The sequence below is a fragment of the Dankookia rubra genome (assembly GCF_004355005.1).
Classification (GTDB): Bacteria; Pseudomonadota; Alphaproteobacteria; order Acetobacterales; family Acetobacteraceae; genus Paracraurococcus; species Paracraurococcus ruber_A.
In genome coordinates this window covers 42407-64402 of record NZ_SMSJ01000028.1, presented here as the reverse complement: position 1 = coordinate 64402, position 21996 = coordinate 42407, and the positions used below count along the sequence as shown (strand labels likewise).

Genomic DNA, 21996 nt, shown 5'->3' with positions numbered 1-21996 from the left:
GCCCGGGCGGTGCGGAGTGGCGTTGCAATGCCGAGACGGTGCATGCGGCGCGCGAGCTCTGTACCGCCATCGAGGACATGCCGAAAGTGGAGGGCGGCGTGCTGCCCGACCTGTCTCGACCGACACGCAGATCCGCCGATGGGTGCGCCGCGCCGCGCCCGCACTGCTCGAGGCGTGGCAGGCGCTCGGCCTCCTGCTGCTGCATGTCGGCAGCATCGCGCTTGCCTGGATGATGAACTGCGGAGTGCTGGCGCAAGCCCGCCGCCATTGCGATAGTGGCCTCCTCCACCACGTCCACCATCAGGACCGCCGCATCTCCCGTCCCGGTGCCGTCGTCCCGGCTACTTGGAAATCCGTGCCACGGTCTCGGGTCGAGCGCATTGGCGGCGACATCGGTGGACACGAAGTGGAAACAGCCTTGCGTGCCCATTGTTCCGCCTCGGCGCGTCTCGAAGCAAGGCAGCAAACAGGAGCAGTCCATTGACGATGGTGAAGCGCAGTCCGTTGGGTGGTTCATGCTGGTGTATTCGGCATCACCGGCGCCGGATGTGGTAGGGACCGGGCGCTTGAGCGACTCCGCAATCGTCGGGCGGCGGGACTTCACTCGACCGGATTGGCGACTGCGAACGATCCTGGCGGTCTATTCCTATCAGGGCTTGGTTGCAGGCTTTGGCCTGACGGCCCTGCCGAATCATCTCGCCGCCATCGGCGCCTCGGCCGGAGCGATCGGCGCGCTCATGGCCATGATCGGCCTGCCCTGGGCCTTGCAGCCGTTGTGGGGTCCGGTGGTCGATGGCTTCGGCCGGTTCCGGATGGGCCGGCGGCGGTTCTGGATCGTGCTGGCGCAGGCCGCCGCCCTCGGGTGCCTGGGACTGCTACCGCTGGCCGGCGACGGCCTCGGGGCGATGCCCTGGCTGGGCGCGATCCTGATGGTGCACAGCGCCTGCGCCGCGCTGCTCGACACCGCGATGGACGCGATGATCATCGACCGCACGCCAGCGGATCGGCTCGGCCAGGCGACGGCCTTGACGCGCACCGGCTTCGTCGCCGGCACGGCGCTCGGCGCCACGACATTTGCCTGGGCGATTCCGGCCATCGGCCTGCCGGGCACGGCCGGCTTGCTGCTGCTGCTTGCCGCTTCCCTGGCCTGGGTGCCGCTGACGGTCCTCGAGTTGCCTGGTGACGATCTGCTGTCGCTTCGGCAACGGCCTTTCATCGGCGCGCAGGTGGCAGAGCCATCCCGTGTCAGGTTGCTGCGACTCTTGTGGCGTCTCTTCTCGATGATGCGGCAGCCGGCGGCGCTGGCCCTGATCACGCTCTGCGTCGTTGAAGAATTCGCCACCTCGGTCTTCGGTGTGCGCCTTGCGGTGGAGATGATCCAGGTAGGCGGCTGGGATCCGGCCGCCCTGTCACGGCTGCAGGGCGGCCTCGCCATCCTGGGCGGGACACTCGGAGCGCTGTCCATCGGCTGGTGGTCGGACCGAGTGGGTCCCTACCGCACCCTCGTCGTGCTGTTCTGGGTCTGCGCCGCCGCCTATGGCGGCAGCGCGCTGCTGCTGCTGGCCCCTCCCACCGGCTCCGCCGCGGCCCTGGCCATGGCGCTGACCAGCATCGTGCCGGCGTTGGTCTTCGTCGCATTGGCGCCCGCCGTGATGCAGGCCAGTCGCGGCCCCGCCGCTGCGACGCGTTTCGCGCTGTTCATGGCAGCGCTCAATCTCGGCAGCGCACTCGGCGCTGCGGCATCGGGGCCCATCGGTGCAGTGCTGCGGCCTTGGCAGACCGTGCTCGGATCCGCGGCGATATTCGCCGTCTGCGCGATGGTGTCGACCCGGCCGGAGCGGTTGTTTGTTCAATCAAAAAATTCGTGACTATCGCACTCGACCGAAAACTATTTTGGTGCAGTTATAAATTTGCTTATTTCGATTTGCATGCCAGCCGTGCAGCCGGGAAATCTCCGGTATACGTGATCGAATGCCACTCTGGCGATTTCCGCGTCCGGCATGAGCTTCCCCAACGAACAGTGACGGTGGGAGAGAGATGCCAGCAGCTTCGAAGCGGCGCCGGGTTGGCGTGGCAGTGATAGGCCTCGGCGGCGCGGTTGCAACCACGGCAGCAGCGGGCGTGGAAATCCTGAAGCGCGGCACCAATCAAATGAGCGGCCTGCCCCTCGCCGGCATCTCGGTCCCCGGACTTGTGGGCTACGAGGACCTCGTATTTGGCGGTTGGGACCTGAACGGCCAGAACCTCGCCGATGCGGCTGCCGAACATCGCGTGCTGAATGACAACCAGCTCGAAGACACCTCGCCTGCGCTGGCAGCGATCCGGCCCTGGCCTGCGGTCGCCAGCAGCGCCTTCTGCCGCCGCATCGAAGGTGCCAACATGCGGGAGGCGAAAGGCCATCGCGCGGCAATCGATGCCATTATCGACGACCTGCGGCGCTTCAAGGCGGCGAACGACATCGACGACGTGGTGATGATCAACCTCGCCTCGACCGAGCGCACGCCGGCGGATGCCCCGGCCCTGCGCACCCCGGAAGCTTTCGCCCGCGCCATCGCGGAGGATGACCTCTCGATCGGCCCCGCCATGCTCTATGCCGCCGCGGCGATCGAAGCAGGCGTGCCTTACGGCAACTTCACCCCCTCCGTCGCCGCCGATGCACCGGCGCTGGCCGAGCTGGCGCGGCGCGGCGGCGTGCCGGTCGCCGGCAAGGACGGCAAGACCGGCCAGACCTTGATGAAGACCGTGCTGGCACCGGCTCTGCGGGCGCGGGCGCTGCATGTCGACGGCTGGTTCTCGACCAACATCCTCGGCAACCGCGACGGCCAGGCGCTCGAGGATCCGGACAGCCTGAAGTCGAAGCTCGGCACCAAGGGCAGCGTGCTGGACAGCATCCTCGGCTACCGGGTCGAAGACCACATCGTCGACATCCGCTACTATCGCCCGCGCGGCGACGACAAGGAGGCCTGGGACAACATCGACATCTCTGGCTTTCTTGGCCATCGCATGCAGCTGAAGGTGAACTTCCTCTGCAAGGACAGCATTCTCGCCGCACCCTTGGCGCTGGAGATCGCCCGGGTGCTGGACCTGGCGAAACAGCGCGGTGAGGCCGGGCCGCAGGAACAGCTCAGCCTGTTCTTCAAGGCGCCGATGACCGCGCAAGGCCGCGCGCCGGAACATGCCTTCCACACCCAGGAACGCATGCTCGCCGAGTGGCTCGGTCTGCCGGTGCCGGCAGCCGCCGCCGAATGAATTCGGCAGCCGAGGAAGGCAGGCGGGCGCCGCCGGCATTGCTGCCGCTGTGCCGTGCGCTCGGCGACCTTAAGCGAATCCGCTCGGCCGGCCGCGCGGGATCGATCGCCGAACGCATGTTCGCGGCAGCCTGGACCCGGATCGCCGCAGGCGGCCACCCCGACGCCGTCGCACGCGATACGGTGCGGGCGGCGCTGATCGCCACGCGCCTGGGTGATCTGGATGCCGGCACCCTGGGTCAGGCAGGCGTCCCACCGGCGGAAGTAGGCCGCATCCAGGGCGCTGCGCTGGCGCAGGCGATTGTTCCGCTCGACATGGCGACACGCGCGTGGCTGGCAGGCGAGGCGCGGGCGGAGCCCGCTGCCGTTTCAACATCGCCTCCGGCCTTCGTTGCACGCCTCGCCGCGCAGCCGCGTGCCGGCGCGACGCACCCGGAGCGTGGGCGCCTGATGCTGGAGCCGCCGGAGAGCCATGCCGAGCACTGCCTGGTGGTCGCGGTGATCGGCGCGTTGCTCGCGCCAACTTGGGATGCCGGTTCGGAGACGGTGTTTCTGGCAGGCCTGGCGCACCATCTGCACAACGCGCTGCTGCCCGATTCCGGATTCGCGGGGGAGATGCTGCTGGGTGAATGGCTGCAACCCGCCTTCACGCGCGCGACGGCGCTTGCGTTGCAGGAACTGGACCCCATACCGCGCAACCGCGTCCAGGCGGCGCTACGGATCATCCCCGATGCCGCGACGCCGGAAGGTCGCGCCTTCCATGCGGCGGACACGCTCGACCGCGTACTTCAGGTGGAACATCACCTCCGCGCTGCCGGCACCACGATGGATTTCGTGTTGCGGCAGATGGAACTGGTACATGCCGGCCCGACCAGGACCTTCCAGGATGCGGTGCTGGCACGCTTCGGGCTGATGGCTGAGCCGCCGGAGGCGCGCGGCGGGGTGGCCGCGTGATCCCGGACACCCCGCATTCCGTCCGCGACGCCGCAGGCCGCCGCTGGCCGGCGCCGGACGGCATCCCCTTCCTGCGCGCCGGCCGCGAAGCATTGGCAAACGCCGCACTCGACGCACTCGACGCCAACGATCCCGAGGCAGCCTTGGTGCTGTTGCTGGCCGACCAGGACGATTGGTGGCGCGGCCCGACCGCCGATCCCTTGGCCTTGCGGCACCTGGTGAGGGACCGTCCGCAGCTGAGCCTGCGCGATGCCATGGCGCTGCTGGCCTGGGGGTCAGTCGCAGATTATTTCGCGCACCGCTGGTCCGACCCGACCTTCCTGGCCGGCCTCGCGCTGGTCGAGGCGCATTGGACCGCGCCCCGCAGCGCTTTCGAACTGGCCTGCGGCATCGGCCACCACCTGCGGGAACTCTCGCGCCGCGGCGCGGCGGTGACCGGCACCGATGTGGTCTTCGCCAAGCTGTGGGTCGCGCGACACTGGGTTTGCCCGGAGGCGCGGCTGCTCTGCCTGGATGCGGCGCAGGAATGGCCGCCGCTCGGGCTGTTCGACCTGGTGGCCTGCCACGACGCCTTCTACTTCCTCGAGCCGAAGGCGGCGATCCTGGCCCATTTGCGGGCGCTGCTCGAACCGGACCGCGGCCTGTTGGCCATCGGGCATGTCCATAACCGGGAATCGGCGAACTTCTCGGCCGGTGCCGCGGTCAGCGCGGCCGAGATGGCCGCCCTGCTGCCCGACGCCGTGCTGTACGACGATGCCGAGCTGACCTGCGCGCTCGCCGCCGACCGCGCGCCGCGGTCGGCGCAGGCCGCCGTGTTGCGGGACGCGGAGGCATTCGCCGCGGTCGCCGGCCCGGGCCTTGCGGCGGCGCGGCCAAGCCCCGGAGTACTGGCCCTGCCGCCACCCGGCACGGCGCTGCGACGCAATCCGCTTTACGGCGCGGACGGCCGAATAGCCTGGCCGTCGGAGCGGTATGGACGCGAGTACGGCTTACACGCCACCTACCCGCTCGCCAGCCAAGTGCCGCCGCTTGCAGTGCTGGACGGTGCAACGGCCGGGGCCGCGCGGCGGCGCGAGCTGGTCGACCTGCCGGAGCGCTGGTGAGGATGCTGGACGCACTCGCCACCACGACCGGCCTCGGATGGGGTGTCATCGGCTTCGGCTGGGTGGCGCAAGACTATGCGGTGCCCGGCCTGCTGAACGCGGGCGGGCGGCTGGTGGCGGTCGCCGACCCGGATGCGCGGGCACGGCGCCGGGCAACAGCGCTCGGGGCGCGCGCGGAAGCCGATATGCGCTCGTTGCTGGAGGACCCGGCGGTGCAGGCGGTGTATGTGGCGACACCGAACCACCTGCACCGCGCGGCGGTCGAAGCGGCGGCCGCCTTCGGCAAGCCGGTGCTGTGTGAGAAGCCGATGGCGACCACGCTCGCCGAGGCCGAGGCCATGGCTGCAGCGGTGCGCCGCGCCGGCATTTCCTTCGGCACCGCCTTCGATCAGCGCCACCATCCGTCGCACCAGGCCATGCGCGAGGCCATCGTGGCCGGCGCCATCGGCTGCGTGACGGCGATCCGCATCGCCTATGCCTGCTGGGTGGACGCGGGATGGGCCGGCGACAACTGGCGGGCGGACCCGGCACGGGCGGGTGGCGGCGCGCTGATGGACTTGGCGCCGCATGGAATCGACCTGGCGGAGTTCCTGCTGGGGGAGCCGGTGGTGGACATTGCCGCGCTGACCCAGCGCCAGGTGCAGGACTATGCTGTGGACGACGGCGCGCTGCTGATCGGCCGCACGGCGGCCGGTGTCCTGGTGCAGTTGCACGTCGCCTATAACTGCCCGGAGGCCCTGCCGCGCCGGCGTCTCGAGGTGCTGGGCAGCACCGGGCAATTGCTCGCCGAGCGGACCATGGGCCAGACCGCGGGCGGCCGGGTCTGGCGGATCGATGGCCGGCTCGGCCTGCGCGCGCCGCTGCCCGTTCCGGACGCCGGCGCCTCGCCCTTCGCGCGGCAGATGGCTGCCTTCGAGCAATGGCTGCGGGGCAGTGGGGACGCCGCCGCTTTCTCCCTGGAGCGCGACGTCCATACCATGCGTCTGCTGGACCGTGCCTATGCCTCGGCGCGGCCGCGGGCCCATCCCGATGAGGTCGCCGGATGCCCTTGAAGCTTTATAGCTGCGCCAATTGCGGCCATTGGCAGCGCTATTTCGCGCCGCCGCCCGACTGTCCGGTCTGCACCGACACCCGCAACGACCTGCCGGAGGATGGCTGGCGGTTCCTGACGGCCGAGGCGGTGCGCCCCATGCTGCAGGGTCACTGGCGGCAGCTCGGGCGCGACATGGTTGCCTTTTCCACCACACCGCCGCACGGGCTGAACGGCACCGGCTGGCTGCTGCTGCATCCCGAGGGAAATGTCGCCTTCGAGGCGGCGCCCTTCTACACCGATGACATGTTGGCCGAGATCGAGCGTCTCGGCGGCATCCGCTTCCTCGCGGCCTCCCACGTGCACGGCTACGGCGCGCTGTGGCAGCTGCAGGACGTGTTCCGGCCGGAGGTGCTGGCAATCCAGAAGGAAGACCTATGGCTGACCAAGGCCTTCCGGGTGACCCGCCCCTATGACGAGGCGCTGGAGCTGCGGCCTGGGCTGACGCTGCATCAAGTCGGCGGCCATTACGAAGGTCAGGCCGTGCTGCACGACGCGGGGCGGCGCATCCTGTTCTGCGGCGACGCGTTCAAAGTGGACCAGGACGCCGCCGGCAACAGTCTGGCGGTCTCCACCCACAAGGCCTTCCACAAGAACATCCCGCTGACGCCCGGAGAGGTTCGCCGCTACCGCGCGGTGATCGCGGACCTCGACTTCGACACCGTCTGCACGCCCTTCGAGCACGCGCCCGGCATCGGCCGGGACATCGCGCTCGCGGTGCTGGACGATCAGCTGCGCGGCCCGCCGGAGGTCCGCCACATCCCCCTTTCCGAGCTGCGCAGGAGCCCCGCGCCATGACCGACCTGCACGACGTCGCCAAGGCCTTCCGTGAGTCGATGCCCGCGCGGGGCCATGTCTCGGTCTTTCGCGTCGACATGCTGGACCGCATCGGCATTCCCGTGATCCAGGCCAACCTGATCCTGCCGGACGAGCCGGCGACCATCGGCTATGGCTACGGCTTCGAGCCGATCGAGGCGGAGGTCGGCGCGCTCGGCGAGCTGTGCGAGGAAGTGCATGTCCATGGCTGGCTGAAGCGGGCGGAGCGCATCGTCGGTTCCTATGCCGAGCTGTCCCGGCAGCACGGCACGACCGGCATCGTCGACCCCTTGACGCTCTGCCTACCCGCAGGCAGCCCCTATTCGCCGGAGATGCCGCTGTCCTGGGTCACGGCGCATCGCCTTTCCGGCGAGCCGGTGCTGGTGCCGCGCGAATGGGTCGCCGCCTATCCCTATCAGCTTGGCGAGGACAAGCCGCGGCTGATCACGCCCATCACCAACGGTCTCGGCGCCGGCTTCGACCTGCCGCATGCCATCGCGCACGGGCTGATGGAGCTGCTGCAGCGCGACGGCAACGTCGTCACCTACCGCGCCCTGGACCAGGGCGTGGCGATCGAGCTGGATGCGGTGGAGGAACCGGAGGTCGCCGCGCTGCTGGAGCACCTGCGCAGCCTCGGCATCGCAGTGAAGGTCAAGCTCGCCTGCACCGATTTCGGCATTCCCAACCTCTATGTGGTCGGCGACGACCATGGCGACCCGACCGTGCCGATCCAGGTGACGAGCTGCGGCGAGGCTTCGCATCCCGACCGCGCGCGGTCGCTCCGGAAGGCCTTGCTGGAGTTCTGCGGCAGCCGGTCGCGCAAGGCGGCGACGCACGGGCCGATCGAGGCGATCACCGCCGCGCTGCCGCGCGACTATGTCGAGCGTCAGATGGCCGTGGCCATGCTGGAAGAGGAGGAGAACCGCGCGCTGGATGCGATGGCCGAATGGGTCGGTCAGGACGCGGCGGAGCTGCGCCGGCGGCTTTCCGGCAGTGTCTTCGCCGAGCGGAGGCGCGTGCGGCTGTCCGACCTGCCCACCGTGCCGGCCAGCGCCATGGCGGACTCCGGCGACCGGTTGCGGCTGCTGACGGACCGGCTCGCGGCGGAGGGGCTGGAGCCGCTGGTGGTGGATTGCTCGCCCGCCGAGGGTCGGGTCAAGGTGGTGAAGGCCATCGTCCCCGGCCTCGAGAGCGAGACGATGAGCTACCACCGCATCGGCTGGCGCGGCGTGCGCCGCTTGCGCGCGCGGCATGACCCGCTGCTGCTGGACGCGCCGCGGGAGGGCGCCCGGCGGGTGCGGCTGCGGCCGGAGGACGAGGCACGCGCCGGCGGTCCGGCCTGGTTCGATGCGCGGCTTGCCGACCAGCTGGTCGGCAAGCTCTACCCGCTGTACCGCGAGAGCGGTCCCTTCTCCGCCCAGCTGCATCGCCAGCGGCGGGCGGCGTGAGCACGACGCTCGGCGACACGCCGGAGCCCGCGGCGGCAGCGAGCATTCTGTCGCCCTCGCCGCGGCCGTCGGGCGGGCTGCGCTTTGCCTACAACACCAACGGGGCGGCGAATCACCGGCTGTCCGACGCCATCGCGCTGATCGCTGTGGCAGGCTACGACGGCGTCGCATTGACGCTCGACCACCACCACCTTGATCCGCTCGAGGATGGCTGGGTGCAGCGCACCGAGGCGCTGGCGCGTGACCTGCACGCCCGCAGCCTCGGCTGCGTCATCGAGACCGGCGCGCGCTTTCTGCTCGACCCTCGCCGCAAGCACGAACCGACGCTGCTGACCCCGCATGCCGAGGGCCGGGCCCGCCGCGTTGCCTTCCTGCAGCGCGCCGTGGACATCGGCCAGATTCTGGGCGCCGAGGCGGTTTCCTTCTGGGCCGGCGTGCCGCTGCCGGGCGTCGATCGCGGCGAGGCCGCTGAATGGCTGGTGGAGGGCGTCGAGCAGGTGCTGGACCATGCGGCACGGCGCGGCGTCACCGCGGCGCTCGAGCCGGAGCCCGGCATGCTGGTGGAGACGCTGGACGATTGGTCTCTGCTGCAGGCGCGATTGCCGCAGCTGAAGCTTGCCCTTGACCTCGGCCACTGCCTTGTGACGCAGGAGCGGGAGCCGGCCGCAGCGGTCGGCGAATTCGCCGCGCAGCTCGGGACCGTGGCGATCGAGGATATGCGCCGCGGCGATCATACGCACCTGCCCTTCGGCGAGGGCGACATGGACATCCCCGCCTGCCTCGATGCGCTGGAGGCGATCGGCTTCGCGCGCCTGGTCTGCGTCGAGCTGTCGCGCGAGAGCCATCGCGCCGACCGGATGATTCCGCAGAGCCTCGATTGGCTGCTCCGTTGCCGGGAGGAGAGAACCGCATGAGGATCCTGTTCTGCAGCCGGCGCTTTTTCCCCGCGATCAGCGGAATGAGCGTCTATGCCGTCAACCTGCTGCGCCAGTTGGTCGCGGCGGGGCACGACGTCACCATGGTCAGCCAGTACCGCCACGACGAGACCGGGACGAAGGTCTATGGCGGCGGCCCGCCGCCACCGGTTCCCGGCGTCACCGTCATCGGCCGGCAGTCCCTGGGCGAGGAGGCCTTCGCCGAGCCGGGTGGCGCGGATTTCGAGCGCGACGTGGAGGACATGGTGCAGGTCATCCTGGCCGAGCACCGGAAGAAGTCCTTCGACGTGCTGCACGCGCAGTACGGTTACCCGAATGGCTGGGCGGTGCTGCTGGCGGCGCGGCAGATCGGCATCCCGACCGTCGTCTCCATCCAGGGCGGCGATGGGCACTGGGTGGGGTCCTGCTGCGAGACCCACCGGCTCGGCATGCTGAACGTGCTAAACAATGCCAATGCCCTGTTGATCGGCTGCGAGAGTTTCGCGCAGGAGGTGGTGGAACGGCTGCAGGTCCCGAGCTCGCGCTTCACCATCGTGCCCGGCGCGGTGGACACGGCGCGCTTCCATCCGGCGCCGGGGCATGTGCCGGGCCAGGCCGCGGATCCGGTGCGGCTGCTGTACCATGGCCGGGTCGACCGGCGGAAAGGCTCGCTCGACATGCTCGAGGCACTGGCCCTGCTGCGCGATCAGGGCGTGCCCTACGCTGCCACCGTCTCCGGCATCGGGCCAGACTACGACAGTTCGCGCGAGCTCGCGGCGAAGCTCGGGCTCGACGTGGAGTTCTCCGGCTATGCCGACTACGAGGCGGCGCCGGCGCTGTACCGCAAGGCCGATGTCTTCGTCAGCCCGACCTATGCCGAAGGCTTCTCCAATACCATTCTCGAAGCCATGGCGAGCGGGCTGCCGAGCGTCGCATGCTATGCTGTCGGCGTGGTCGACTGCCTGCGGAACGAGGAGAATGGCCTGCTGGTCCAGCCGGGCGACATCCCGGCGCTGGCGAAGGCGCTCCGCCGCATCATCGAGGATCGGCCGCTGCGTGCCCGGCTGGCGACGACCGCGCTCGAGGAATGCCGCCGCACCTATTCCTGGGAGGCCGTGGGACGGCAGATCATGGAGATTTACGCCCGGGTGCATGGCCAGGCGCCGAAGACAGGCTTCGATCCGGTACTGCCGCGCGACGCCGATTGCCGCTTCCGCGCGACGCCGCACCTTCTGTGATCCCGGTCCACTGATGCCGCGTGCCCTCGCCATCTCCCCGCACCTGGACGATGCCGCTTTCTCGTGCGGCGGTACGCTGGCACGGCTGGCGCGCATGGGCTGGGCGGTCACGGTCTGCACCGCCTTCACGCAGTCGGTGCCGCGGCCAACCGGCTTTGCCCTCGACTGCCAGCTCGACAAGGGGCTGGGGCCGGAGGTGGACTACATGGCGCTGCGGCGTGCCGAGGACGCGGCAGCCTGCGCTCTGCTCGGCGCGGCGCCTCAATGGCTAGACCTGCCGGAAGCGCCGCACCGCGGCTATGGCGATGCCCGGGCGCTGTTCGCGCCGCCGCGGCCGGCGGACGGCATCGCGGCGCCGCTGACCCGGGCCCTGATCTCGATGCTGGATGCCGGCCCCGACCTGGTGCTGGCGCCGCAGGCGGTCGGCGGCCATGTCGACCACGTGGTGCTGGTGCGCGCGCTGAGCGCCGTGCTGCCAACGGACCTGCCGGTGCTGTGGTGGACGGACTTTCCCTACAGTGCGAAGCCGCAGAGCCATCCCGCTCGGCCCTTCGCCGCGGAGATGGCTGCCTGGCCGGACGTGGCGGTGGAGGGCGATGCCGAGACGCGACATCGCGCCTGTAGCGCCTACGGCACGCAGCTCGGCTTCCAGTTCGGCGGCGAGGCGGGCCTGCGGCAGGCGCTGGCCGAGGCCGGCGCGGTGGAACGGTTCCGCGCCCAGGGCCGCGCGCTGCTGCCCAGCGGCCTGCGCGCCGCGGCATGACCGTCTTCCAGAAGCGGCTTGCCGCGCCTTTGGCCGATCCGGCGGTACTCGCGGCGCGTCGTGCGGCCCTGGCCAGGCCGCATATGCAGCCGCTGGCACACTTCGCCGGGATGCTGCGAGAGCAGACCGGACGAGCGGTGCCGGATGCCGATCCGGCGGACGGCGGCACGGCGGCCCGCCTGCTGCTGTTGCTGGAGACGCCGGGTCCTTCCATGCCGGTGACCGGCTTCGTTTCCAGCGACAACCCTACGCCGACGAGTGCCAATCTGCGCCGCTTCCTCGGCGATGCCGGCGTCGCCCGGGCCGACCTGTTGATCTGGAACACCGTGCCTTTTTTCATCCACGCGCCCGGGGCCACCAATCGCTCGCCAAGGGCTGCCGAGTGCGCCGCGGGCCTCGCGCTGCTGCCACCGCTGCTGGACCTGCTGCCGCAGCTCGCGGTCGCGGTGCTCGCCGGGCGCTTCGCCAGGCTCGCAATGCCGGCGTTGCAGGCGGCGCGTCCCGGGATGCCGGTGCTGGCCATGCCGCATCCTAGCCCAGTCTATACCTGCACCGATCCCGCGCTGCCCCGCCGGATCGTCGCGGTGCTGACCGAGGCCGCTGGCCTGCTTCCTGCCCGTCGGGGCGCCACCGTCTGACCCGCCGCGCCGTGTCGCCCATGCAAGGCCTGCAAGGCCTGGGGCCGCGGCGTGCGGTCTTCGCGCTGCTCGCCGGCGGCCTGACGCTTGGCCTCCTCGCGCTGGCCTGGCGGGTGCTGGCGGGCGGCGGCTGGACAGCCTGGGAAGCCCTCATCCTGGTCTGCCTCACCGCCAATGCGCCCTGGCTGGGCCTTTCGGCGGCAACCGGGCTGATCGGGTTCGCAATCCGCCTGTTCGCCAGGGATCCGATTGCTGCCGTGCTGCCGGCGCTGCGGCACCGCTGCGACCTGGACGCATCACCGATCGAGGCCCGCACGGTGCTGGCAGTCTGCGTGCGGTTGGAGGACATGGCGACCGTGCTGCCGCCGCTTGCCAGGCTGCTGCGGGAATTGCACGCCGCCGATGCGGGCCGCTTCGCCCTCGGCATCCTGTCCGACACGCCATGCGGAAGTGCGGCTGAGGCGGAAGCGCAGGCCGCAGCGGCACTGGCAGCAAGACTGCCGCCCGGCACCCTGCTGTACCGCCGGCGCCAGGAGAATACCGGCTTCAAGGCGGGCAACCTGATGGAGTTCCTCGATCAACACGCCGAGGAATTCGATTTCGCACTCGTTCTGGACGCCGATTCCACGATGTCGGCGACGGCGGTACGGCGGCTGGTACGGGTGATGCAAGCCGATTATCGCTTGGCAATCCTGCAGCCTACGGTCGCCGGATGCGGCGCAGAGACGTCCTTCGCGCGGCTGTTCGGCTTCGGCCACCGCCACGGCGCGCGTCTCTGGGCCACCGGCCAGGCGTGGTGGCAGGGGCCAGAAGGGCCGTACTGGGGCCACAACGCCTTGTTGCGCATCGCCGCCTTTCGCCGCGACGCTAGGTTGCCGCTGTTGCCGGATGGCAGCCACATCCTGAGCCACGACCATGCCGAAGCGGCACTGCTGCATGCCGCCGGCTGGGCGGTGCGGGTGCTGCCGGAGGATGCGGGATCTTTCGAAAGGCATCCACCCGACCTGCTGGCCTTGTTCAGCCGTGACCTGCGCTGGGCTGCGGGCAATCTGCAGTATCGCCATCTGTTGCGCAGACCGGACTTAGGCAGGCTCGGACGTTTTCAGATGGTGCAGGCGATCCTGCACTATGCGCTGGCGCCGCTCTGGTTCGCGCTGCTGCCGCTGGCAGCGCTGAACGTCGTGTCCGGCGGTGGGGAGGATACCTCGCGCGGCGGATTGCTCGCCTTGCTGGTCGCCGGGTTTGTCGCGCTGAACATGCCAAAGCTGGCGGGCTATGCCGAGCTGCTGCTGCGCCCTGGGCGAGCCGGGCGGGCAGCATTGCTCCGCTGCATGGGTCAGGAGATTGTCCTTGGATTGTTGCTGGATTCGGTGGCGGCGCTGGAGCGGACCTCGACGATGCTACAGTTGATGACCACAAGACCGGGCAACTGGGCGCCGCAGCACCGTCACGCGCGAGCGATCACCTGGCCGGGCGCGTCCCGGCGCTTCGGCTTCCATGTGGTGGTAGGACTGGCATTTGGATTGTGTTTCTCCAAAGGCGGAGACTTCGCGCTGCTGACGGCCCTGCCCATATGTGCAGGGCTAATCCTTGCCGTACCGCTTGCAGTTGTCACTGCCCAGACGAAAAGCATCACTGATACAAAGTCGGTGACGGAAGTTGATGTTCGATGATTTCACGTAGAATGGCGATTTCGATTTTAAACCTCACATTCATATTAAGAAAAAACGCACAATGATTAAGTTCTTAAGTCGGAAAAGTAAATTTATTTGACAAACGAACGGTTTTTATAAGAAAATTTTCTGCTGCGATGCAAATTCATTGGTGTATTTACAAGTAAATTGTAAAACGACATGCTGTGGCTTATATTGAGGAAGACCAGTTGCTATATGCGCGATAAATCTGTTCCACAGGACTTGTTGTAAACGCTTTTCTCCCCGGCCACGTCATGGCTAAAAAAACTGCTGCATTTCGATCCGCCGAAAAGGTGGTTTCACAATCGTCCGTTCAGCGTCCGCCAAATCGCCTCGGCAAAGCCGCCGGTTACGCCGATATTGCTCGCGGTGCTGCGCAGTTCAACTCACCTGACCGTCTGATCCGATCAAGACCCACAACATCTTCATGGTTTAATGCCTGCGCGACAATCGCGTAAAAATAGACAGATGGTCAGCGCCGGAAATGACAAAATCCAGGTGGTCGCGGCGAAGGACGACCTTCCTCGTTGCGGGCGGTTTTGTTGCGGAATTCCGGCTTCCTCAATTACCTGACGCCGCACGGCATTGGCTTCAACAACGACCCCGGCGTAACCGTGTGTTGCCTCGCTTTCGAGTGGGACCTAGCCTCCGTTGCAGTTCCTTGGCCGCTGACCCGGATATCCTCGATGCCAACCCGCCGTGTGCTCGTTGCATTTTCCAGTGTGTTGGCCACGACGGCGCCTTCCTTCGGCAAAGCGGCGTCCTGGCCGGACCGCTCGATTCGATGGATCGTCGGCTTTCCACCTGGCGGGGCACCAGACCTTCTGACGCGCATCCTGGCGCGGCGGCTGGAAGTTGAGCTTGGTCAGCCCGTTGTTGTCGAAAACCGCCCTGGCGCAGCCGGCAACCTCGCTGCCGCGGCCCTTGCCCGCGCCACGCCGGACGGCTTCACTTTCGGCACCCTTTTTGCTGCAACGCTTTCGGTCAATCGTCACGTCTATCGCAACCTTCCCTTCGACCCGCAACGGGACTTCGCCCTGATCAGCGAGTTTGCCCGCTTTCCCTCGGCGGTGATGGTGCATCCCACCCTTCCCGTTTCGAACATCGCCGAACTGGGCGCCTGGATGAAGGCGCAAGGGACACCTCCGATATGCGCGACCCCAGGCGCAGGCGTCATTCCGCACCTTGCGACGGAGATGCTGTTGGAGCGACTTGGCGCGCGCTGCGAGCTGGTCCATTACCGCGGCAACCCTGATGCGTTGCGAGACCTGGCTGCCGGACGCGCGCAAGTCATGGTAGACGCCTTTCCCACCGCGCTACCCTTGGTGCGCGACGGCCAGGCCCGTGCGCTGGCGGTTACCAGCAGCCAGCGGTCGTCGCTGATGCCGGAACTGCCGGCTGTTGCTGAGACTCTGCCGGGCTTCGACACAGCGTCATGGCTCGCCGTCGCCGGTCCTGCAGGTGTGCCTGCAGAAATTACTGCTCGGATGAGTGCTGCGGTCGTTTCCGCTGCACGCGACCCGGAAACGGTACGGCGCTTCGCCGCACTGGGAGCCGAGGCTATCGGGTCGACACGAGACGAACTCGTGATGCGCGCGATGGCAGAGGACAAGCGCTGGGGCGAATTGGTGCGAGCCCGGGGCATCACCGCGGAGTAGTTGTTTGGTCCCTACCACAGAAGCGACGCACAGCTCGCCTTTGAGAAACTCTACAGGCTTTTCGCACCTCCACGTATTCGACCGAAGCGCAGCATCCTGGGATCCAGCATGGATCATGAACAGCACACGGAAGTATGAGGCAAGCCGTTTCACCTGTCCCGGGACGAACCGATACGCTTTGCACTTACGTTCTGCCATCAAGGACGATGAGCACTCGCGCGGCGTTTGTTACGGTTGTAGGCAAGACTGAGAGCGTGCCGCCTCACAGCAAATCAGACTCGAAGGTGAACCAATGAACGCGTTGAGGGCGATCCGCATCGGCTTGGTTCTTCTTCTCGCGGGCGCGCTCCATCCACTCACGCCTGCAGCCGCGCAGCCCCGTACCGATCGGCCGATGAGCAGGAATGAAGCAGCCGCCAAGCAAAAACTAAACGCCTGGACGATAGGCTTGGCTGGTGGCTTGCTCGAAGGAGCACCGATACGCTTTGCCACCGAGATCGCCCGAGTTGTCGATGAAAGCGACGCGCTCCATGTTCTTCCGGTCGTCACACGCGGTCCGACACAGAACGTTGAAGCACTATTATATCTGCGCGGCATTGATGCTGCGATCATCAATGCCGACGCCCTTGAGCAATTCCGTACTCTGGTACCGAACATCGACCAGCGTATCAGCTACATCCTGAATCTTTTTCCATCCGAACTGCACATTTTTGTTCGCCCGGACATAAAATCGCTCGCGGATTTAAGTGGCAAAAAGGTAAATTTCAATACGCCGGGCACCAGTGCGGCCTATTCCGGACCCTTGATCTTCGACCGTTTAAAGCTTGAGGTGGAGAAGATTTTCATCCCACATCCGGCCGCGCTCGAGCAGATGCGCCGCGGAGAGGGTGATATTTCAGCAGTCGTGTTCATCACTTCTAAACCAGTGGACGCATTCCTACGCGGCCGTTGGGAGCCCGGCTTCAAGTTCCTGCCGGTGGATATCGGAGAAGCCGATTTCCTCAATCACTACCTTCCCTCCACTCTGACGTCGAAGGACTACCCACAACTGATAGCGGAAGGACAGGACGTTCCGACCATCTCAGTCCCGACCATCCTCGCCGTTTACAATTGGCCGCCGGGGTCAGACCGCTATGCCCGCCTCAACCGCTTGGTGGACCATCTCTTCAGCCGTATCGATCGATTTCACGCACCGGGCTTCCATCCCGCTTGGAGGGACGTCAACCTGGCGGCGCAGGTGCCAGGTCTGAGGCGTTTCGCGCCAGCGCAGGAGTGGATCGACCGTAATCCCGCTACCCGCCCGCAGCGCATGCCCGCGGGAGCGTCACAGCGCTGAGCGGCCCCTTTGACCTTTGCCTCTGCTGGCGGCGATAAGACGTCGAGCATTCGATGGTGGCGGAGCATGAGAAAGCACAAGCCGATGCACAACGCATCCTCGGTGCATGCCGGCATCGCTCGGTCCGAAGATGTCGGAAAGCACAGAGCATCACCAGGCGATCCGCGCTGATGCGGACTTTTTCGTTCTACCTGCAGCTTGCAGGTGGTGCCACGGCCATGCTGATGGTGACTGGGCTCACTTATGCCGCGGCTCAATCCAAGTGCGAGACGAAGCGTCAGTCGTGTACCACTGAATGCAATGCCCGATATTTCACGATCGACCCCAACAGAGACAAATGCATAGCGAAGTGTGTGGCCGAAGAGAACAGGTGCAAGCGCGAACAGGCCGGGTGAGCCCGCAGAATGAGGCTCAACGCCTAAGGGCGCAGTCGCTCGGTCTTGTTCAACAACCGGGCAGCTTCCGGATCGCCCAGGATTTGCGCCACACGGTACCAGCGAACGGCGATTGTGGCATCGCCAGCGCTGCCTGGAACGCCTAGCCGGGCGAGCATCTCCGGGTCGTAGGTCTTGCCAAGCGCCGTTGCCGCCTTTCCACTGCCGGCTGTTGCTGCTCGTTCATAAAAGAGGCGAGCGGCCGAGACATCACCCAACGCCAACATGCTGTCGCCGCGCCTCAGCAGGTTCGACAGCAAGGCATCTGACGATCTTGACGGGCTGGACGGTCCGGCAGGGCCTGCGCTGATGCCAGGTTCCCCGACCGTGCTCTCGGCAGGCACCATTGCCGTCACTGAGGAAGTGGCACTCTGTTGCTGATCTGGGATGATCTGCGGCGGCGTCTCGGCCGTCCCAGCAGGTGTCACAGCGAGTTCTGCCTCATTCGATGGGCCGTTGCTGCCATTGGCCAGAACGTGTGCGTGTGCCACTTCGGCCGACGGATCGCCTGGCATCGGTGATGGCTCCAAAACGGCGGATCCGTCTGGGGCAGGCGAGGCTTCAGCCACTACGACCGGCTCCTCGGGAACGGCCGAAGTGACATTTGGCACCCCACCACCGCTGGCGGGCGCCTGCTCGGGCTCAACAGTGGCAACCCCGGCCGCAAGCGTATCGTTGCTGAGAGAAGCCGGCGCGACGACATCTTTCCCGGCGATCATCGGCACTGCGCCGTCATGCCCGGGGGAGTCCGCAACACCGGTCTGGTCAAGATCTTCAGTGCCAAGTCTTGCCGAAGGAATCTCAGCCGGTTCGGTCTTGGAAAGCCTCGGCATTTCTGATGCCGATGGAGAGTCAATGCGGTCCATGCTCGGTTCATGTTCCGACAACTGGCTAAGTGCGGGAGGTTCCGGCAGCTTCCATGCACCGCCGCCTTCGGTAGCGGGTACGGTCGACCGGGCATCGTCACCAGCATTCAGCGCCAGCTGCGAAGCGGCCGGCTCGGGGACCAGCCGCCGCCACATCATCGCCGTGCCTCCGCCGATCGCGATCAGCAGTCCGCAAACAACGAGCAACAGGGCAGCAGGTAGAGCCGGCGGCGGCGGATCTGCCCCTTCATGCAGCTCGGACGGAGCTTTTCTGCGGACGTCTGCGGCAACCCGCCTGGCATCTTCGCTGGGAACAGTCCTCAGCTGCTCTCGAAGGATCGAAACCCAGGATAGGTCAGGACGGATGGTAAGCGGTGGTTCCCAGGACAGGGCGTAGTCGATGATGTCGGGCAATCTGCGGAGGTGCTGGGGCGGCAGGACCCGGTGCACCACCGGCAGGTTGCCGGGACAGGTGTCAGTGAACCCGATCCGTTCAAGCGTAGCACGAAACCAGTCCACCGCGGCGGGACTGATATGTGGTGCGATGTCGAGGAGAAGGACCCCGCATGCCGGGTTGGCCAAGATGGCGGGCGTACTTGGACCGTGTGCAGTCGCCGCGGCGGACGATGATGCATATGGGCTCAACAACTGCCAATCAGGGCCAAGCATCGCCACCGCATGTTGCAGCGCCACCTTGTCCTGAGACGCCTGGAAAGCGGTCGTGCTGTGGTCGCTTTCTGAAAACATTATCCAACCGAGCCTTCGGAATGGCCGAACCAAAGCTTAGGGAACCATAGACTCAGATAGCGATACCTGCGCCCGGCAAGCCATGGCGAGCAACTCAACGTGTCAATCGGTGGATCATGGATGCTAGGTTGCCGCACGGTTGCGAACACGTCCGACAATCGAAATGCGCTGTATGCATTTTACACTAAAGGCCGCGCGGGGACGCCGGCTCTGCAGCAGCCTGACGAGCGAGCAAGGCTCGCAGGAGCACCAGGTGCGGCAGCATTGCCTCGGTGAAAGTGAAGAGGTCCGGACCCTCATCGTGGACAGCCTCGATAGCGCCCAGGCTCAGAACACGATGCCAGGCCGCAGGTTCGACCTGGAGGCCTGCGACCCTTATTGACGGGCCGTCGGGTACTACCCTGAAACGTCCAAGTCCGTCCTGCGGGCCCGCTGCCGCTGCGCGCAAGGCGGCCAGCGCTGCAGTATCGCGTTCCGCATCGGTCACCCGGGCATAGAGGATCAGAATACGTGGATCCGCTTCGATAGCGGCAGCCTCGATTGCCGCGAGCAGATCACCGCCGAGAATCGTCACGCGCCCGTTGCCGAGGGCTGCCTGCCCGGCGCGGAGGGAAAGCAGCTGAGCCATGTACGGTACGCCCCGTGCCAACTCCGCGATGCAGGTTCGGGCGGCGGCACTGAACTCCAGGCCCGCCTGTGCGGCGCCGCGCTCGACGAGATGCTCCACCTGCGCCTGCGTCAGCAGCGGCAGCGCCACGCGCGTGACGCAGCGTTGAATGGAGAGATGACGACCGAGCAGGGCTTCAGGGCTGCCAGAAGCACCGATGATCATGAAAAGGATGGAAAAGGCGCGGTCGGATAGATGCTTTATTGTATCAGCCACTGCCGTGCGCGTGTCCTTATCTGTGACACGGTCGAATTCATCGACCATGAGCAGTATCCGGACATCCCGCAAGCGGCTGCAGAGGTTCAGAACGTCATTGGGCCGCAAAGCGTTCGGCGGCATGGATTCTAAGATGCGGCCATTGTTGCCGGAGACAGCTGAACTACCATGAGCAAGAGAAACCGCCAGATCGCGAAGCAGTCCCCGCATGATCGTGTCGAAGTTACTCGTCGCGGAGCAGACATAACGCGCGACGATGAAGTCAGCCAATTCACGCTGTGCAACCGCATGATTGGCCAGGGATGTCTTGCCACGGCCACGATCGCCAAAGATGGCGACGTGCGAGCGATCTTCGGTGAGAGCGCGGATTATGGACTCCCGCTCAATTTCTCGCCCGATAAAAGACGCTTGGTCTTTGCCGCTCAGTCTCCTTGACGAGTCCGTTTGGGAATGGGCTAGCGGTCGCGTCGGCGTGAAGGCGTTTGCCAGGCGCTGTCGTTGATCGTTCGGCTTCCTGTGCTGATCGACTTTGCCCTCATGAACCGTGACGTCTGGGACTGGCTGCTCGGCACGTACTGATGGCAGCAGAGCTCGGCGTTGGAAAAGGTCTCGAAGCAGACGCACGAGCACGTATTCTCCTTATGGTCAAATCTCCTAGCACAGTTGAGCCCGACGAACGAGGCGCTGCTGACGGCACAGATCCGCGCCACCTATGCGTGGATCACCGCTTCCGAGTTTGCCATGTCTGCGCGCCGAAGCGCCGCGAACCGCGCGTTGCATCGCCGCAGAGGCCACACCGATGGCCATCCCCACCTTGTGCTTCGCCTGCCGGCTGCCGCGGCAGGACCTGCATCTCCGCTGCGCGCAGCTGCCCGACCAGCCCGGCAGCGCAAAGAAGCAGACCAAGACGCCGGCCTACCGCATTCGCGAGGTACTGCCGCACCTCATTGCCGGTTATCCGAATGCGCGGGTGGAGGTGACCCGGCATGGATTGCTGCTCAGGCTTTCGCAGCCCGCGATGCCGCGTACCATGGCCCACGGCATCCGGCTGATCGAGCCGCCGCCGCGCAAGGCGATCGCCGGGGGCTGACAGGCCCGGGGCGAAGCCCAGGGAGGAATCGATGTCAAAGCCCACCGCCTACCGGGGCGTCTTCCCGGTCGTGCCCACAATCTTCGACGAACGCGGCGCGCTCGACCTCGAAGGCCAGCTCCGCGCCGTCGACTTCATGATCGATGCGGGCTCCGAAGGGCTCTGCATCCTGGCCAATTTCTCCGAGCAGTTCGTCCTGACCGACGCCGAGCGCGACGAGGTCATGCAGGCGGTGCTGCGCCATGTCGGCGGCCGCGTGCCGGTGATCGTCACCACCACGCATTTCGGCACCGCCGTCTGCGCCGAGCGCAGCAGGCGGGCGCAGGAGGCCGGCGCCGCGATGGTGATGATCATGCCGCCCTATCACGGCGCCACCATCCGCGTCGGCGAGCCGGCGATCCTCGATTTCTTCCGCCGCGTCTCGGATGCGATCGACATCCCCATCATGATCCAGGACGCGCCGGTCAGCGGCACGCCGCTGCCGGCCGCCTTCCTCGCCCGCATGGCGCGGGAGATCGCGCATGTGTCCTACTTCAAGGTCGAGGTGCCGCAGGCCGCGGCCAAGCTGCGCGACCTCATAGCGCTCGGCGGCGAGCATGTCCTCGGCCCCTGGGACGGAGAGGAGGCGATCACCCTGCTCGCCGACCTCGATGCCGGCGCCACCGGGTCGATGACCGGCGGCGGCTTCCCCGACGGCATCCGGCAGGTCACCGATCCCTATTTCGCCGGCGACCGCGAGGCCGCGGTCGCCGCCTATGGCCGCTGGCTGCCGCTGATCAACCACGAGAACCGGCAATGCGGGCTCCTGGCGGCGAAGGCGCTGATGGAGGCGGGCGGGGTCATCCGCTGCGGCCTGCCGCGCGCGCCGCTGCTGCCGCTGCACCCGGCGGCGCGGGAGGGACTTCTGGATGCGGCAAGGCGGCTGGATCCGCTGGTGCTGCGCTGGGGGCGCTAGGCAAGGCCAGGCTGGGGAAAGCAGGTATTCTGTCCCAGGCCCCCTCATCTATTTGCGTGGGTCTGGCGCTCGCCGCGCGGCGCCGGGTTCAGGCAGGTTCGCCCGCGCCGGGGACGGCTGC

18 protein-coding genes are annotated in these 21996 nt (G+C 66.9%); 16 read left to right on the top strand and 2 right to left on the bottom strand.

Features of this window, described 5'->3' with window-relative positions; translation table 11 throughout:
- The first annotated feature begins 395 nt into the window (after positions 1 to 395).
- From E2C06_RS19305 to E2C06_RS19240, 14 genes are all read left to right on the top strand, one after another.
- Positions 396 to 1868, top strand: coding sequence for an MFS transporter (locus E2C06_RS19305; RefSeq protein ID WP_133290245.1), 1473 nt, complete (start codon positions 396 to 398; stop codon positions 1866 to 1868).
- A 283-nt stretch (positions 1869 to 2151) separates the two neighbouring features.
- On the top strand, positions 2152 to 3249 hold the full coding sequence (locus E2C06_RS19300) for an inositol-3-phosphate synthase (protein ID WP_206664598.1): 1098 nt from the start codon (positions 2152 to 2154) through the stop codon (positions 3247 to 3249).
- Positions 3246 to 4202 carry a hypothetical protein gene (locus E2C06_RS19295; RefSeq protein WP_193560477.1) on the top strand — a complete coding sequence of 319 codons (957 nt, stop codon included), beginning with the start codon at positions 3246 to 3248 and terminating at the stop codon, positions 4200 to 4202. The genes E2C06_RS19300 and E2C06_RS19295 overlap by 4 nt, the downstream gene beginning before the upstream one ends.
- Positions 4199 to 5305, top strand: coding sequence for a class I SAM-dependent methyltransferase (locus tag E2C06_RS19290; protein WP_133290243.1), 1107 nt, complete (start codon positions 4199 to 4201; stop codon positions 5303 to 5305). The genes E2C06_RS19295 and E2C06_RS19290 overlap by 4 nt, the downstream gene beginning before the upstream one ends.
- A gap of 2 nt (positions 5306 to 5307) precedes the next feature.
- Positions 5308 to 6357 carry a Gfo/Idh/MocA family protein gene (locus E2C06_RS19285; protein WP_133290256.1) on the top strand — a complete coding sequence of 350 codons (1050 nt, stop codon included), beginning with the start codon at positions 5308 to 5310 and terminating at the stop codon, positions 6355 to 6357.
- Positions 6348 to 7193, top strand: a complete 846-nt coding sequence (locus E2C06_RS19280) for an MBL fold metallo-hydrolase (RefSeq protein ID WP_133290242.1) — start codon at positions 6348 to 6350, stop codon at positions 7191 to 7193. The genes E2C06_RS19285 and E2C06_RS19280 overlap by 10 nt, the downstream gene beginning before the upstream one ends.
- Positions 7190 to 8659 carry a YcaO-like family protein gene (locus tag E2C06_RS19275; protein WP_206664596.1) on the top strand — a complete coding sequence of 490 codons (1470 nt, stop codon included), beginning with the start codon at positions 7190 to 7192 and terminating at the stop codon, positions 8657 to 8659. Before E2C06_RS19280 ends, E2C06_RS19275 begins: the two co-directional genes overlap by 4 nt.
- The gene (locus tag E2C06_RS19270; RefSeq protein WP_206664595.1) at positions 8656 to 9573 is read left to right on the top strand and encodes a sugar phosphate isomerase/epimerase family protein; all 918 of its coding nucleotides are present in this window, start codon (positions 8656 to 8658) and stop codon (positions 9571 to 9573) included. The genes E2C06_RS19275 and E2C06_RS19270 overlap by 4 nt, the downstream gene beginning before the upstream one ends.
- Complete coding sequence (locus tag E2C06_RS19265; RefSeq protein ID WP_133290241.1) at positions 9570 to 10811, top strand: glycosyltransferase family 4 protein; 1242 nt, start codon at positions 9570 to 9572, stop codon at positions 10809 to 10811. Before E2C06_RS19270 ends, E2C06_RS19265 begins: the two co-directional genes overlap by 4 nt.
- 13 nt (positions 10812 to 10824) lie before the next feature.
- Entirely contained in the window at positions 10825 to 11574 is a 750-nt protein-coding gene (locus E2C06_RS19260; protein WP_193560476.1) for a PIG-L deacetylase family protein, read from the top strand.
- Positions 11571 to 12212 carry a uracil-DNA glycosylase family protein gene (locus E2C06_RS19255; protein ID WP_133290240.1) on the top strand — a complete coding sequence of 214 codons (642 nt, stop codon included), beginning with the start codon at positions 11571 to 11573 and terminating at the stop codon, positions 12210 to 12212. The genes E2C06_RS19260 and E2C06_RS19255 overlap by 4 nt, the downstream gene beginning before the upstream one ends.
- 20 nt (positions 12213 to 12232) lie before the next feature.
- The gene (mdoH, locus tag E2C06_RS19250) at positions 12233 to 13885 is read left to right on the top strand and encodes a glucans biosynthesis glucosyltransferase MdoH (RefSeq protein ID WP_133290239.1); all 1653 of its coding nucleotides are present in this window, start codon (positions 12233 to 12235) and stop codon (positions 13883 to 13885) included.
- A 707-nt stretch (positions 13886 to 14592) separates the two neighbouring features.
- Positions 14593 to 15564 carry a Bug family tripartite tricarboxylate transporter substrate binding protein gene (locus tag E2C06_RS19245; protein ID WP_165982502.1) on the top strand — a complete coding sequence of 324 codons (972 nt, stop codon included), beginning with the start codon at positions 14593 to 14595 and terminating at the stop codon, positions 15562 to 15564.
- A gap of 292 nt (positions 15565 to 15856) precedes the next feature.
- Positions 15857 to 16900, top strand: a complete 1044-nt coding sequence (locus E2C06_RS19240) for a TAXI family TRAP transporter solute-binding subunit (protein ID WP_133290237.1) — start codon at positions 15857 to 15859, stop codon at positions 16898 to 16900.
- A gap of 418 nt (positions 16901 to 17318) precedes the next feature.
- Here the strand turns inward: E2C06_RS19240 and E2C06_RS19235 are convergent, their stop codons facing one another.
- Positions 17319 to 18947 (bottom strand): hypothetical protein, encoded by a 1629-nt coding sequence (locus E2C06_RS19235; protein WP_133290236.1) that lies wholly within the window; start codon positions 18945 to 18947, stop codon positions 17319 to 17321.
- A gap of 184 nt (positions 18948 to 19131) precedes the next feature.
- The gene (locus E2C06_RS19230) at positions 19132 to 20460 is read right to left on the bottom strand and encodes an ATP-binding protein (RefSeq protein WP_133290235.1); all 1329 of its coding nucleotides are present in this window, start codon (positions 20458 to 20460) and stop codon (positions 19132 to 19134) included.
- A gap of 169 nt (positions 20461 to 20629) precedes the next feature.
- On the opposite strand from E2C06_RS19230, the gene E2C06_RS19225 reads away from it, so the two are divergent.
- On the top strand, positions 20630 to 20920 hold the full coding sequence (locus tag E2C06_RS19225) for a hypothetical protein (RefSeq protein ID WP_133290234.1): 291 nt from the start codon (positions 20630 to 20632) through the stop codon (positions 20918 to 20920).
- Positions 20921 to 20951: 31 nt separating this feature from the next.
- Positions 20952 to 21875: a dihydrodipicolinate synthase family protein gene (locus E2C06_RS19220; protein ID WP_133290233.1), complete on the top strand. Its 924-nt coding sequence runs from the start codon at positions 20952 to 20954 to the stop codon at positions 21873 to 21875.
- Positions 21876 to 21996 lie beyond the last annotated feature (121 nt).

Excerpts from the sequence above, each read along its gene's own strand:
- E2C06_RS19300 (WP_206664598.1), top strand. The coding sequence starts at position 2,152 with ATGAGCGGCCTGCCCCTCGCCGGCATCTCGGTCCCCGGACTTGTGGGC.
- E2C06_RS19295 (WP_193560477.1), top strand. The coding sequence starts at position 3,246 with ATGAATTCGGCAGCCGAGGAAGGCAGGCGGGCGCCGCCGGCATTGCTG.
- E2C06_RS19285 (WP_133290256.1), top strand. The coding sequence starts at position 5,308 with ATGCTGGACGCACTCGCCACCACGACCGGCCTCGGATGGGGTGTCATC.
- E2C06_RS19280 (WP_133290242.1), top strand. The coding sequence starts at position 6,348 with ATGCCCTTGAAGCTTTATAGCTGCGCCAATTGCGGCCATTGGCAGCGC.
- E2C06_RS19275 (WP_206664596.1), top strand. The coding sequence starts at position 7,190 with ATGACCGACCTGCACGACGTCGCCAAGGCCTTCCGTGAGTCGATGCCC.
- E2C06_RS19265 (WP_133290241.1), top strand. The coding sequence starts at position 9,570 with ATGAGGATCCTGTTCTGCAGCCGGCGCTTTTTCCCCGCGATCAGCGGA.
- E2C06_RS19260 (WP_193560476.1), top strand. The coding sequence starts at position 10,825 with ATGCCGCGTGCCCTCGCCATCTCCCCGCACCTGGACGATGCCGCTTTC.
- E2C06_RS19255 (WP_133290240.1), top strand. The coding sequence starts at position 11,571 with ATGACCGTCTTCCAGAAGCGGCTTGCCGCGCCTTTGGCCGATCCGGCG.
- mdoH (WP_133290239.1), top strand. The coding sequence starts at position 12,233 with ATGCAAGGCCTGCAAGGCCTGGGGCCGCGGCGTGCGGTCTTCGCGCTG.
- E2C06_RS19245 (WP_165982502.1), top strand. The coding sequence starts at position 14,593 with ATGCCAACCCGCCGTGTGCTCGTTGCATTTTCCAGTGTGTTGGCCACG.
- E2C06_RS19240 (WP_133290237.1), top strand. The coding sequence starts at position 15,857 with ATGAACGCGTTGAGGGCGATCCGCATCGGCTTGGTTCTTCTTCTCGCG.
- E2C06_RS19235 (WP_133290236.1), bottom strand. The coding sequence starts at position 18,947 with ATGTTTTCAGAAAGCGACCACAGCACGACCGCTTTCCAGGCGTCTCAG.
- E2C06_RS19225 (WP_133290234.1), top strand. The coding sequence starts at position 20,630 with ATGGCCATCCCCACCTTGTGCTTCGCCTGCCGGCTGCCGCGGCAGGAC.
- E2C06_RS19220 (WP_133290233.1), top strand. The coding sequence starts at position 20,952 with ATGTCAAAGCCCACCGCCTACCGGGGCGTCTTCCCGGTCGTGCCCACA.